Source organism: Streptomyces endophyticus (genome assembly GCF_035798155.1).
In the GTDB taxonomy this organism is placed as follows: domain Bacteria; phylum Actinomycetota; class Actinomycetes; order Streptomycetales; family Streptomycetaceae; genus Streptomyces; species Streptomyces endophyticus.
This window is the reverse complement of the sequence record NZ_JAOZYC010000035.1, coordinates 109,864-122,614: the sequence shown is the minus strand read 5'-3', so window position 1 is coordinate 122,614 and position 12,751 is coordinate 109,864. Positions and strand designations below refer to the sequence as shown.

Annotated in this window: 12 protein-coding genes; 7 read left to right on the top strand and 5 right to left on the bottom strand. The window is 71.3% G+C overall.

The features are described from left to right. Positions 1-32: 32 nt before the first annotated feature. Positions 33-1,643 carry a serine/threonine protein kinase gene (locus tag OKJ99_RS06695; RefSeq protein ID WP_326014847.1) on the bottom strand — a complete coding sequence of 537 codons (1,611 nt, stop codon included), beginning with the start codon at positions 1,641-1,643 and terminating at the stop codon, positions 33-35. A 175-nt stretch (positions 1,644-1,818) separates the two neighbouring features. Between OKJ99_RS06695 and OKJ99_RS06690 the strand changes: the two genes are divergently transcribed. Continuing rightward, positions 1,819-2,622, top strand: coding sequence for an FHA domain-containing protein (locus tag OKJ99_RS06690; protein WP_326014846.1), 804 nt, complete (start codon positions 1,819-1,821; stop codon positions 2,620-2,622). Between the two features lie 63 nt (positions 2,623-2,685). On the opposite strand, the gene OKJ99_RS06685 is transcribed toward OKJ99_RS06690, so the two are convergent. The 3 genes from OKJ99_RS06685 to OKJ99_RS06675 form a co-directional block, all read right to left on the bottom strand. Continuing rightward, positions 2,686-2,925 carry a hypothetical protein gene (locus tag OKJ99_RS06685; protein WP_326014845.1) on the bottom strand — a complete coding sequence of 80 codons (240 nt, stop codon included), beginning with the start codon at positions 2,923-2,925 and terminating at the stop codon, positions 2,686-2,688. Positions 2,926-2,958: 33 nt separating this feature from the next. After that, on the bottom strand, positions 2,959-5,394 hold the full coding sequence (locus OKJ99_RS06680) for a hypothetical protein (protein WP_326014843.1): 2,436 nt from the start codon (positions 5,392-5,394) through the stop codon (positions 2,959-2,961). 108 nt (positions 5,395-5,502) lie between these two features. Continuing rightward, positions 5,503-6,210 carry a Crp/Fnr family transcriptional regulator gene (locus tag OKJ99_RS06675; RefSeq protein WP_326014842.1) on the bottom strand — a complete coding sequence of 236 codons (708 nt, stop codon included), beginning with the start codon at positions 6,208-6,210 and terminating at the stop codon, positions 5,503-5,505. Positions 6,211-6,394: 184 nt separating this feature from the next. Between OKJ99_RS06675 and OKJ99_RS06670 the strand changes: the two genes are divergently transcribed. From OKJ99_RS06670 to OKJ99_RS06645, 6 genes are read left to right on the top strand one after another with little or no spacing between them, the layout of a single operon-like run. Then, entirely contained in the window at positions 6,395-7,180 is a 786-nt protein-coding gene (locus tag OKJ99_RS06670; protein ID WP_326014840.1) for a hypothetical protein, read from the top strand. A 9-nt stretch (positions 7,181-7,189) separates the two neighbouring features. Continuing rightward, a complete protein-coding gene (locus tag OKJ99_RS06665; protein WP_326014838.1) occupies positions 7,190-7,606 on the top strand; it encodes a hypothetical protein in 417 nt (138 codons plus the stop codon). Further along, positions 7,603-8,811 (top strand): protein phosphatase 2C domain-containing protein, encoded by a 1,209-nt coding sequence (locus tag OKJ99_RS06660; protein ID WP_326014836.1) that lies wholly within the window; start codon positions 7,603-7,605, stop codon positions 8,809-8,811. Before OKJ99_RS06665 ends, OKJ99_RS06660 begins: the two co-directional genes overlap by 4 nt. Then, positions 8,808-9,956: a hypothetical protein gene (locus OKJ99_RS06655; RefSeq protein WP_326014835.1), complete on the top strand. Its 1,149-nt coding sequence runs from the start codon at positions 8,808-8,810 to the stop codon at positions 9,954-9,956. The genes OKJ99_RS06660 and OKJ99_RS06655 overlap by 4 nt, the downstream gene beginning before the upstream one ends. A 14-nt stretch (positions 9,957-9,970) precedes the next feature. After that, positions 9,971-10,621: a vWA domain-containing protein gene (locus OKJ99_RS06650; protein WP_326014834.1), complete on the top strand. Its 651-nt coding sequence runs from the start codon at positions 9,971-9,973 to the stop codon at positions 10,619-10,621. Beyond that, positions 10,621-10,923: a hypothetical protein gene (locus tag OKJ99_RS06645; RefSeq protein WP_326014833.1), complete on the top strand. Its 303-nt coding sequence runs from the start codon at positions 10,621-10,623 to the stop codon at positions 10,921-10,923. The genes OKJ99_RS06650 and OKJ99_RS06645 overlap by 1 nt, the downstream gene beginning before the upstream one ends. On the opposite strand, the gene OKJ99_RS06640 is transcribed toward OKJ99_RS06645, so the two are convergent. Further along, positions 10,920-12,560: an AMP-binding protein gene (locus OKJ99_RS06640; RefSeq protein WP_326014832.1), complete on the bottom strand. Its 1,641-nt coding sequence runs from the start codon at positions 12,558-12,560 to the stop codon at positions 10,920-10,922. The genes OKJ99_RS06645 and OKJ99_RS06640 overlap by 4 nt on opposite strands. Positions 12,561-12,751: the final 191 nt, after the last annotated feature.

Sequence of the window (12,751 nt, the reverse complement as noted above, 5' to 3'; positions counted from 1 at the left end):
GGCGGCGGGGCGGGGGTTCAGTGCCGTGGGAGTCACTGCTTGACCGGGGTGTTCCCGTTCATGGCGAAGTGGGCGGAGCACTGCTCGTCGGACCGGTCGCTCGCGTTCCAGACGCAGATCCACATCGTGTGGCCGACGTCTGAGATGAAGTTCGTCTTCGCGGCGCCCCAGGAGGCGCGGAAGGTGTGAGCGATGCCGTCGCTGCGGTGGAGTTCGGCGCCGCAGCTCTGGTTCAGGGAGGTGTTGAGCACGCCGGCGAGCTCGCCGGAGCCGTTGTCGTCCAGCCAGGCGGAGCAGGTGGCGTTGTCGCCGACCCAGGAGGTGTCCGCCTCGGATCCCTCGACCTGTGCCGGGTCGTCGCCACCGTTGATGCCGTCGATGGACCGCGACGTGACGCGGGTGGCGGCCGGTGGGGACGCGGTGGTCGCGGCGGGGCGGGACGGCGAACGCGCGCTCGACGTGCTCGGCGGGGCGGCCGTGTCCCTGCCGGCCGGGGCGGTCGGGGTCGGGCGTCCGGGCCCGGTGGTGGGCGAGGCCGAGCGACTCGGGCTCGCGGAGGGCGTCCGTGTCGCCCCGGCCACGGGTTTGCGGTCGGACGGATGCGCGGCGTCGTCCTGCCGGGAAGCGGACGGAAAGAGTACGAACGCCGCGACGGCGCCGAGGGCGAGCACCGCGGCGGCCGGGAGCAGCAGCCGGCGTGCGCGCGGGTGGCGGGGTAACGCGGTGGACGGGGGAGCGGTCCCGGGTGTCGGATCCGCGTCCTGGTCCGGCGGCGGGACGGTCTCCAGCTTGCCGACCGGCGTCGCGGCGAAGGCACGTCGCGAGGTGATGCGTGACATGACCTCGGAAGGCCAGACGGGAGGGGGAACGGGCAGGTGCGCGCGGGCCGCCTCCGCCACCTCGCCCGCGGTGGGGCGTGCTTCGGGGCCGGTCGCGAGACAGGACCCGACGACGGCGGCGAGGCCGGCGTCCACGGCGCGCAGCGGCTCCACGTCGGGGACGACACCAGGCGTGCGGCCCGAAGCCGCGTAGAGCACGAGCGCCCCGAGCGCGTAGACGTCCGCGGGAGCGTCCACGTCCCCGTCCCCGGCCTGCTGTTCCGGTGCCGAGAATCCCTGCGTGCCGTAGCTGCCACCGCTCTTGGTGAGCCTCGCCTGGTCCGCGGCGCGCGCGATACCGAAGTCGATCAGCTTCACGCCGTCCCGTACCAGCATGACGTTGCCGGGCTTGATGTCACGGTGCACGATCTCGGACGTGTGCACGGCCGACAGGTGAGTGGCCGCCTCGGCCAGCAGCAGCCACAGCGCATCGGCGGGCAGCGGGCCGCGCAGCCGGACCGCCTCGTCCACGGTGAGTCCGGGCACGTACTCGGTGGCGAACCAAGGGCGTTCCGCGGTGCCGTCGCTCGCCAGCACCCGCGGGGCGACCCCGGCCGGCGCACGGTAGAGGATGCCGACCTCGCGCTCGAAGCGCTCGCTGGAGACCAGTCGTGGCCGGACCCGCTTGACGGCGGCGTAGCCCTTGTCGGACGCCCCGAGGTAGACCTCGCCCATGCCGCCGACACCGAGGAGGCCGATGATCTTGAAGCTGCCGATGTCCTGCGGATCGTCTGCGCCGAGCGGTTCGGCGATCGCGCCATCCATCATCAACAGGTCCCCCGACCGCTTGCGCTCACGGCGGGCAGGCTATCGATCAAGTCGGGGCAAGGCAACACGAGTTGGCGGCAAACACACCCATGCCCATCGTCCACATCTGTGCGGGGACCGGTCCCCGCGGTGCGCTCCTACACTGACGCGAGCCGAGGCGGAGGTATGTGACATGGCGTACGGAAACTTTCCACCCCAGATGCTGCCGCCGGGCAGTCCCGCCGACAGGGTGCCGGCGGCTCCGCCGGGGACGATCTTCGTACTGGGTCCTGAAGGCGGCTACGCCGTGCCGCCGCGCCGGTACACGCTGCTGTTCGGGCGGGACCGCGAGGACGTGCATGTGCCGGTCGGCATCGACGACCCGACCGTCAGCCGTCGGCACGGCGTGTTCACCTGCACGGCCACGGACGGCGACTGGTGGCTGGTCAACACCGGCAATCTGCCGATCGAACTGCCCGACGGCGTGCTGATACTGAACGGCCACAAGCGGCTCATCGAGTCCGGGTACACCCCGCTGGTGATCAACTCGTCCAAACGGCGTTCCCATCTGGTGGAGGTCCGCGTCGTGGACGAGGACGACCGGAACCCTCGCTCCACGAGCGGTGCGGAGACCGTGGATCCCGAGACGGTCTACGAACTCTCCCCGCAGGAGCGGCTGGTGCTCACCGCGCTCGCTCGGCGCTACCTGGAGGGCCACGACGCCTTCCCGCTCCCGCTGGCCTGGGAGGACACGGCCCGTCTCGCCAACTCCTCCCCGTACGTGACCAAGTCCTGGACCCACAAGTCGGTTGCGAACACGGTCGAGGACGTGCGCGACCGGTTGCACCGCCGTGGCGTGCGCGGACTGCTGCGCGACGAGGTCGGCGAGCCGGTCGGCTCGACGCTCAGTGTCAACCTGATCAGGGAACTGCTGAAGACGGCGACGCTGAGTGCTCAGGACCTGGAGTTGCTGGCCGACAAGGACTACAAGGACTAATGGTCCGAGCGGATCGCTGCGTACGTGCCCCGGCCGGTCGTCGGCCGGGGCACGTGACGTTTCTCAGTCTTCCCCCTCGGAAGCTTCCGCCTCGGGTGCGGCGGCGTTGTACGTGACGTGCATGTCGCCGTGCTGGACCGCGAAGGCGGCTGCCTGGTCCTCCGCCGCGTTCCGCTGTTCCTGCCGGGGCCGGGGTTGCTCAGCAGGATGCGTCGTGGTCGTCATGTGGTTGTTGTCGCCGACGATGAAGGTGCCGGAGACGTCCCCGGTGTGGATGTCTCCGTGGGTGGATTTCTCGGGCATGGCCCGCCCTTCTTGTTGGTCCGGCACGGTGGGTCACGCGCCGCAGTCGCTCTGCAGGCTGTCCGACGCCGAGTTCATCGCCGCGGCCTGACCCGACGGGTCGACCTGGGAGTTCTCCGGGTCGCTCTCGTACGACCGGTACATGCTCTCCAGCTCCTGAGTGGCGGTCAGCATGTCGTCGAGGTCCGACTCCACGGAGCTGTCCTCGGCCTGCGAGATGGCCCCCTGCAACGTGGACTCGACGGACTGGAGGTCGCTGATGACGGTGCCGACCTGGGAGCGGATCGTGCTGTCGTCGGGAGGCGTGGACGAGGCGCCGGAGTTGTAGGAGTCCATGGCGCTGTTGTACGAGTCGATCGAGTCGGACGCGATGGCGGCGTCGGTGGAGTACTGCTGGAGGTCCGACGACAGCTCGGGGATCACGGTCGCGCACACGGGGTCGACACTGGGCGAGGTGGCCTCGTCGGGCACGGTGTCGTCGGCGGGAACGGTGTCGTCGCTCAGGTCTGGCGTACTGACCGAGCTCGCCCCGGCCGCTGGAGACGGGTTCGGCTGCTCGTTCGCGTAGACGATGGCACCCACGCCCAGTACGGCCGCGATGCCGATCGTGCAGGCGACGGCGAGTGCCGACATTCCGCCCTTGACGCCCGCCGCACCGGCCGCGGCGGTCGCCGAGTGGCCCGTGCTCGTCGCGGACGTGGTCGCGGCGGGCGTCGGGTGGGCGGCGGAAGAGTGCGCCCCCGAGAGGTCGATCCGTGGTGGTGTCGGTGCGGCGGCCGAGTGTGCGGCGGCCGAATGTGTACCGGCTCCTTGGGCGGCGACGTGCGGCTGTGCGGCCTGCGAGGACAGGTCGACCACCGGCCTCGTCGCCCCGTGGGCGGTCGCGGCTGTGTGCCCGGGAGCCGAGGCGGCGGATGTGGCGGCGGCCGAGTGCGGGACGGCCGCCGTCGTGTGGACCGCGCCGTGCGTGGAGGTGACCGAGTGGACCGCGCCGTGCGCGGCGGCGGCCGAGTGCGGCAGTGCGCCGGTCGATGCCGCGCCGGCCGCGTGCTGGGCCGCCGACTGCGCGTGCAGAACGGTGAGTTCGCGAAACAGCACCCCCGCCTCTAGCGCCAGGGCCGCCGTCATCGCGCCCCGCCCGAGCGCCTTCCGCCGGGTGCGGGCCTCGTGCAGGAAGAACTCCTCGTCCTCCCTGACCCCCGCGCTCCTCGCCGCCGCCCAGCCGACTCCGAGCAGGCTGCCCCACGCGTCGAACTGCCGGGACAGCGCCAGCTTCGGCGAGGCGGCGCGGGCCAGCGCCGAGCCGAGCTGCGCATGTCCGCTCCGCTCCGCTCGCAGCACCGCGACGTCCAGCGCCTGGAAGTGCACCGCGACATCGTCCGCGGTGGTGTCCCGCGCCTCCACCCACGCGGTGAGCGTCCGGCAGAGCCGATCGGCGGGAAACTCCGTCCGGCGCATGTCCAGCACGCACTCGGCGACATCCGGGGGACAGCTGTAGCCGGTCTCCGAGGCGAGCAGCAGACCGTGTCGCACCAGGCCGTCGGCGAGCGCGGCGGCGTCCGTCCGCTCCAGCAGATCATTGAGATGCCGGGGAGCCAGCTCGGCGCCGGACAGCGAACCGAGCAGGCACAGCAGATCGCGCTCCTGCGGCCCGAGCTTGTTCAGCAGCGCGGGAAGCAATTCGGGGAGCTCGGCGATGCCCGGCAGCCGGCCCCTGCCGGTCGCGGCCGACAAGGCGATGCGCCGCAGCCGGAGCGGGTTGCCGTCCACCTGTGCGCACAGCGCGCCGACGATCGGCACTTCATCGGGCCGTAGCTCGCGGGAGAGCAGCGCCGCCACCAGTTCCACCGCCGCCGAGGCCCCCAGGCCCTTGAGCTGGATCGCGTGCACACCGTCGAGCGCGCACCGCTGCTGCGAGGTGAAGACGAAGGTGGACCGCTCGGCCATGTCGAAGAGCCGGCGCAGCTCCTTGTCGTCGAGCCCCGCGTCGTCCAGGTAGATCCGTAGCCGCAGGGTCTTCAGATGCTCCTTGAGCACTTCCCACGACGGTTTGTAGTTCGGCGCGTCGAAGCTGATGTCGAAGATCGCCTGCGCGATGTCATCGGCGGTGCGTCCGCCGGCCTCGATGTAGGCGGCGCCGTCCGGATTCGCCGCGCCGTCCGGCACCCGTGCCATCGTGCACGCGAGGTGGCGCAGGAGCGCACTCTTGCCGACCCCGGACGCGCCCCAGACCTGCACCAACTGGTGTGCCTCTGTGGCCTCTTGCAGCACCTGGACGTCCCGGTCCCGGCCGATCAGCGGCTCGGCGGCGGACCGCGGCAGTTGGGAGATCGACGGGCGTTTGACCGGATCCGGCGGTGTTCCCTCCAGGATGCTCACGGTGTTGTTGTTGCCGATGACCACCGTGCCGGACACATCGCCGGTCCGGATCCCCCCGGAGCCGTCCGGAGCGCCGTTGTTCTGTGACATCTGTTTCCCTCGTTCTCTCCCACGCCTGGGTCTTGGTACTTGGGCAGGCTGGCGCCGACCCGTCGTACGAACCCGGTGCTTTTACGTGTTCGGCGAGATCGCCGGTGATCAGTCGGGCCCGGCCGCGACGGCGATCCGGGCGAGGTGATCCAGGTCGAGGATCGTGATCCTGCGGTAGCCGGTCATGACCGCGCCGGACTCCCGCAGCGCCCGCAGGGCCTTGTGGATCGACGACTCCGCCGCGCCGACCAGGGTGGCCATCTCCGGCTGTGAGAACGGGAGTTGGGCCATGTGCCGGCCGGGAGGCCCGTAGATGACGGCCAGGTGGTGCAGGATCCTGGCCAGCCGTCCGAGCACATCGCAACCGGTGAAGTCGACGATGCGGCCGGTCGCCGTGCGCAGCTTGGCCACCACGCTCGCGCTGAGCGCGAGTCCGATGGCGGGGTGCCGTTCGGCGCACTCCAGCAGCTCGGAACGGAGTATGTAGCGGGCGAGCACCCTGCCGCACGCGGTCACGGTGCCGACGCGCGGCCGACCGTCGATCCCGGCGAACTCCCCGACCAGGTCCCCGGCCATCCGCACGGCCAGCAGCGCCTCGCGGCCGTCCTGTGCGAGCGCGGTGACCTTCACCATGCCGCCGAGCAGGAGCAGCGCGAAGTCCGAGGTGTCGGCCTCGCGGATGGTGATCTGGCCGGCCGGGTAGGCCACGCCGTGGCCGAGTCCCATGAGGATCGCGCGGTCGGCCTCGTCGACGCGGCCGAGCAGTCCGGCGGGCGGCCAGTAGGCCCCGGCCCCGCGAACACGTGTGGCGCCCATCGCCCCACCTCTCTTCCTCGTGCAGCCGAAGCGGCACAAGCCGTATTAGTAGCCGTTCTGCTCGGGGACCCCTCCTCTACGGTCTCGTCAATCATCTTGTCCACACCGGACGGCCCGGACGCCCCGGACGACGGCAACTCGACCTCGAGTCGCCCGAGTTCGCTGTGATCGCGGAGGAACAGGGATGCCGAGATACGAATACCGAGCCCTGCTGGCATGCGACATCGCGCGTTCCGCGGGCCGCGGCGAGCGGCGGCTGCAGGAGATCCGCAGCGCGTTGCGTTCCGCACTGGCCGAGGCCCTGGGCGCGGCCGCACTGGACGTACGGGACTTCACCCGCGTCGACACCGGCGACGGCAGCCTGCTCGTCGCCCCGGCCGGACTGCCCAAGGCGGGACTGCTGTTTCCGCTGCTCCCGGAGCTGCAGTCACGGATCCGTGCGCACAACCGCGAGGCCGGCGCGGACACCCGGCTGCGGGTGCGGGCCGCGGTGCACGCGGGCGAGATCCGGTTCGATCCGGACGGCACCGCATCCGGCGCGCCCTTCGAGGCGTTGGCACGGCTGCTCGACTCGGCCCCGCTCCGGCACGCGACCCTGGCCGGCACCGGCGGCACCCCACTGGCCGCGATCCTCTCGCAGCACTTCTACGAGGAAACCGTCGGGCACGGCTATGAGGGGCTCGAGGCCGACGCGTTCACCGCGGCCGACGTCCGGGTCAAGGAGTACGCCGCGCGGGCCTGGCTCTGGTATCCGGGCAGCCCGATCGGGCCGCGGGCCGGTTCCGGCCAGGACTCCGGTTCCGGCCGGGACCCCGGCTCCGGTGAGCAGCCCGCACAGCCCGCACAGCCCGCACAGCCCGCACCGTCCGCACCGCGGGCCGTGGAGCAACTCGTCCGGGCCACGGGAAACGGCACGGCCTTCGCCGTGCACCGGGGCAACCAGTACATCCGCCACAACGACCGGGGTTGAAACGCGCCGATGAACGAGGAACTCACCGCGCTGGCCGCGAGCGGCGCCACCGCTCTGGTCTCCGCCATGGGCACCGACCTCTGGCAGGAGGCGAAGAGGCGGATGAGCAGCGTCCTCGCGCGGGCTCGCGGCAGCCGCCACAACGAGCTGTCCGTCGCGCTCGACCGGCAGTCGACCGCCACGAGGGGAGCGGTCGAAGCCGGTGCCGTGGACTACTGGACCGAGGCCCTGGCCCAGCTGCTCGACCGCACTCCGGAGCTCGCCCAGGACGTCATGGCCCTGGCATCGCTGCGCACTCCAGAAAGGCCGGACACCGTGATCCAGGTCAATTCAGCCACCAACTCGGGTGAGGTGTTCGCGGTGCAGCACGGCACTCAGCACTTCGCCTCCGGACCGCGATCCCACGACGGCGGGGAACGGCCGTGAGCCGGGACTACGGCCGGCGGGACGGTCCCATGGGCGGGCGGTGGCGGGCGGCGCTGTTCGTGGCCGTCGTCATCGGGGCCTTCGTCGAGATCAGCACGCCGCATCACCGGTACGGCCCCCTGGTGGACGTGTTCGCCCTCGCGGCAGTGGGTGTCGTCGGCGCGGCGGCCGCGCTGGGGTTCGACTCCGCCGCGACATCGCCAGGGCAGCGGGACCGGCTCGCACCGGAACCCAAGCCCGGCACGGCGCCTACGATCTGCCGCTACGTCACCGGACCGGCGGCGCCGCAGCCTCCGGCCCAGGCCCCCAAACCCCGGCCGTTCCTGCGTGAACGGCCGACCGACCTGGGTGTGCCCCGCTTCGGCGACGGCGCCCGGGCCCAGGGCTACCCCTGGCTGCTGCCGGAGCGCACCGTGCAGAACGGGATCGCCGCCGACGAAGCCACGGTCGGAGCCTTCACCCTCCGCGCGGCCTCCGTCATCGGACCAGGCCACCGCTGCGCCCAACCCGCCGAACCGCGCCAGGACTCGTACCGGATCGGGCGGAGCCGGGACAGCCGGCACGCGATCGTGGCGGTGGCCGACGGCCTGTCCAGCGCGGCCCGGTCCGACGCCGGGGCCACCACGGCCTCCAGCCAGGCCGTCACCCTGCTGCGCGAGCAGCTCGGGACGGTGGGTTTCGACGGGCTCGACGTCAAGGAGCTGTACGGGCGGATCGCGGACGCGGTCGCCGCGCAGGCGACCGGCCGCGGCGTCGACACCTCGCACCTGGCCACCGTGCTGATCACCGCGGTGCTCGCCGAGCCCGATGCGAACGGCGTCGCGCGCGCTTGGGTCGGATGGCTCGGAGACAGTTCGGCCTGGACGCTCGACCCGCGTGACGCGCTGTGGCGGTTCTCCGGCGGAGAGGCCAAGGACCGCGCGGCCGCGGTGGTCTCGAACGAGGTCGCCGGGCGGCTGCCGGACACACCGCAACTGGCCAGGGACGACTACGTCATGCTGGCTCCCGGCGCCGCCCTCGCCCTGGTCACGGACGGCATCGGCGACGCGTGGGCGGACCAGGCGGGCAACATCAACGAGTACTTCGCGAACTCCTGGCGCTCGCCGGTTCCGGCCACCCGGTTCACCGCCGACGTCGGCTTCGACGCACCGCAATGCCTCGACGACCGCACCGCGGTCGTGATCTGGAACGGTGGCCGGGCATGACAGAACCCTCTCTCGTCGACGGCGCGGACGACGGAGCCGGCGGCTCGACGGCGGATCCGCGGGGCTGGGTCCTGCCGCGGACCGTGAGCGTCAGCGATCTCGGCCCGTTCGCCGAACCCATCTCCGAGCACAACGGCCAGGCCGTCGCCGTACGGCCGCTGACGGACCATCCGGGCTGGCTGGCCAAGCTCTACCGGCCTGACCAGCACCCTGAGGACGCCCGCCGGCTCGACCTGCTGATCTCGGCTCCGGGCACGCTCCCGGAGGCGGATCGTGCGCTCCTGTACGCCGGCACGTGCTGGCCCGCGGCCCGGATCGAGGGGCCGGGCAACCCGGCCGTGGGCTGCGTGATCCCGATGGCGCCCGAGCAGTTCCGCGGTGAGCTGCGGCGCGGGGGGTTCAGCGAGCGCCGTTTCGTGGAGATCGACTGGCTGGCGAAGTCCGACAAGTCGATCCGGGGCATCGGGCTGCCGGCGCCAGGAGCCGAGGGCAGGCTGGCCGCCTGTCGCCAACTGACGCGGCTCGCCGCGATCTTGGAGGGCCTTGGCCTGGTCTATTCGGACTGGTCGTTCTCCAACGCCTTCTGGAGCCCGTCCCAGCGCTCCGTCTATCTCATCGACGTCGACGGATGTCAGCCCAAGAAGATGCCCGACATCCACCAGCCGAACTGGGCCGACCCACTCACACCACCGGGCACCGACGCGGACGAGTACACCGACCGCTACCGGCTCGGACTGCTCGTCGCCAAGTGCATGACGGGCCAGCGTGACGCGCACACCTTTCACACCGTCGCCGCGTCCCCCTGGCCGAACCAGCCCACCGTCTCCGAGGTACTGCTCGACATGCTGTTCGCGACCGACCGCGAACGACGGCCCTCGGCCGCCCAGTTGAACCAGGCGCTGAACAGCGGCCCCTACGTCAGGGTCGCGCCACGTCCTACCCGCAGCGCGCTGCCCCCACTGCCCCCGCAGCCGAAACCGCAGCCCCAGAAGCCGACTCCGAAGTCCTCCGCCGGAGCCCAAGAGCCCGTCAAGGAACCCGAGTCGACGCCCGCCAAGACGCCGGACACCGTCACCCAGGCCGGCTGGATTCTCGTCGTCCTCATCGCCTTGGTCCTGCTGTTCGTCATCGCCTCCAACCACTGACTCAGAGGTGCACCATGTCACTCTGCCTGCCGACCTACGTGGTGATCGACGCGTCCTCGTCGATGAAGCCGCACGAGGCCGTACTCAACGCGACCCTCTCCCGTCTGCACTACAACCTGGCGACCAATCCCCGCGTCTCGGAGTTCGCCCGGGTCTGCGTGGTCGCCTTCTCCACCGATGTGCATGTGGTGATCCCGATGTCGGACATGGAGCAGGTTCCGGCCATGCCCGAGGTGATCTGCGGCGGGCGCACGGACTACGGCAAGACCTTCGACCGGGTGCGGGAATGCATCGAACAGGACGTCAGCAGCCTGAGGACGCAGAACCTCGACGTGCTACGGCCGACGATCTTCTTCCTGACCGACGGCAGTCCGACCGACGCGCACTGGCAGGACTCCTTCCGCAAGCTCGTGGACAGGGACTGGCCGCGCCACCCGCACGTGATCGCGTACGGCTTCGGCGGCGCGATGCGCGACGTGCTGGAGCAGGTGGCCACCAAAGCGCTGTTCATCGCCGACGGTTCGGACACCGAGTCGGCGCTGAGCGGAGCGATCACCGGCCTGCTCAACACCCTCATCGCCTCGTCGAAGACCGGGCAGATGCAGATCGCCACCGATGTCAGGGGCTTCAACTACGTCGAGGTCGCCCAGGAGTACGTGGACTGATGATGGACATCGAACCGCGTTACACGGTGTCCCGGCCGCAGCGCGCCTCCGCCGGACTCACCGCGCTGGCCGTGGCGCTGCTCGTCTGCGGCGCCGCGGTCCAGGTGACGGGCAATCTCCTCGGCGCTCCGGGGAGCGGAAGCGGGGGCGGCTCGCGCCCGTCGACTTCCGTGCAGCCGACCGACACCCGCTCCGACCCCCACCCCCGCCCCCGCTCGCGCGACTCCGCGACACCGTCGCCGGACCACCCGCCCCGGACCTCAACCGCCCCCACCCGGCTGCCCGGCCCCCGGTACGGCTAGGCCCGCTCCTCCGCCCGCTTGCGCAGCAGCTTCTTGTCCGGCTTGCCCGCGTCCGTGAGCGGCAGCGCGTCGACGAAGGTGATGTGGGCCGGTTCGTACATCGGGCCGCGCTGTCCGCGTACCGCGGCCCGCAGCTCCTCCGCCTCCACCGGGGCGCCCGGTGCGGCCACGACCGCGGCGTGCACCTGCTCCATGCGGTCGGCGTCCCGGACGCCGAAGACCGCGCTCTGCAGCACCTTCGGGTGCGAGTTGAGCAGGTCCTCCAGCTCGGTGGTGTACACATGGCCGCCGACGACCACGATCATGTCCTTGAGCCGGTCGACGACGGTGATGTAGTTCTCGTCGTCGAGGAAGCCGATGTCACCGGTGTGCAGCCAGCCGTCGCGCAGCACCTCCGCGGTCAGCTCCGGCTGCTTCCAGTAGCCCGTCATCGTGCCCTCGGACCGGATGCAGATCTCGCCCAGCTCGCCGACCGGCAGGTCCCTGCCGTCGGTGTCGCGGATGGCGACCTCCACGCTCGGCAGCACCTTGCCCGCGGAGCGCATCCGCTCGGGCCGGTCCAGGTCGTGGTCCTCGGGGGTGAGCACGCTGATGCCGCCCGCCTCGTTCTGCCCGTAGAACTGCAGGAGTACGGGCCCGAAGCGGCGCACGGCGTCCGCGATCCGCGCGGGCGACGCCTGGCAACCGCCGTACGTCAGGCCGAGCAGGCTGCTCAGGTCGCGGCGCTCGGAGTCGGAGTGGTCGAGGAGTTGGTACACCAGGGGCGGCAGCAGGAACAGGTGCGTGATGCGCTCGCGCTCGATGGTGGCGAGCACCTCGCCCGCGTCGAAGTCGTCGTGCAGGACGACGGTGCCGCCGGCCTGGATGACACCGTCCGCCAGCATGCCCGCGGCGTGCGCGAGGGTGGTGCACGCGAGCTGCCGGGGCAACTCCCGCTCCGCGGGGCGCGCTTGATCCACCATCCGGCGCATCCGGTTGACCTGTTCGAAGGTGGTGACGATGCCCTTGGGGTGGCCCGTCGTACCGCCGGTGTGCCGGATGGTGCAGATGTCGTCGGGGCGGGCGCGGGACACGAACGGCTCGTCGGGCTGCTCGGCCGCGAGCGCCAGCAGATCCTGACCGATCTCACGCTTGGACTCGCCCAGCACGAGAACGTGCCGTACGGGCGCGCTGTCGGTGATCTCCGTGGCGCGGTCCGCGTAGTGCGGGTCGACGATCAGTACCTGGGTCTCGACGTCCTGAACGATCGCCGCCTGCACATCGGCCGACAGCTTGTTGTAGAGGTGGTTGACCCGGCAGCCCACGAGATTGGCGGCGTAACGCGCCGCGACGGTCTCGGGCAGATTGCCACTGAGCAGGGTGACGGTCGCGTCGCGCGTGACGCCTTGAGCGGCGATGGCGCGGGCCATGCGGTACACCAGCGCCCGGAATTGACCTGCCGTCAGCCGGTGGTCCTCGTGGACCAGGACCTCGCGGTCAGGGTGGGCCGCCAGCGCGTCGAGGTTGTCCTCGACGAAGGTGCGGAAGGGTTCCGACGTCTCGGACGCCGCGTCAGATATCGCGGAGTCGTCCGAAGTGCCCTTGGGCGTGTGCGGTGTTGCGGGGGTGGGGGTGGGTGCGGATGCCTCTGCAGGCATGGATGGTCCTCCTGGGGCCACCGGCCCGCCTGTCTTCGTACGCGCCGGTGGTAGTGCTGTGTTGGGCGTGGGGGAGGCGGTCCGGAGCCGTCGGCGCATGACACCGCGCCCGGCACAAGTGGCACCCGCCCGGGAACATTGGTTGCCCCGGACAACCAAGATCCAGGCTAACTCCCCACTCCCCGTGCCCG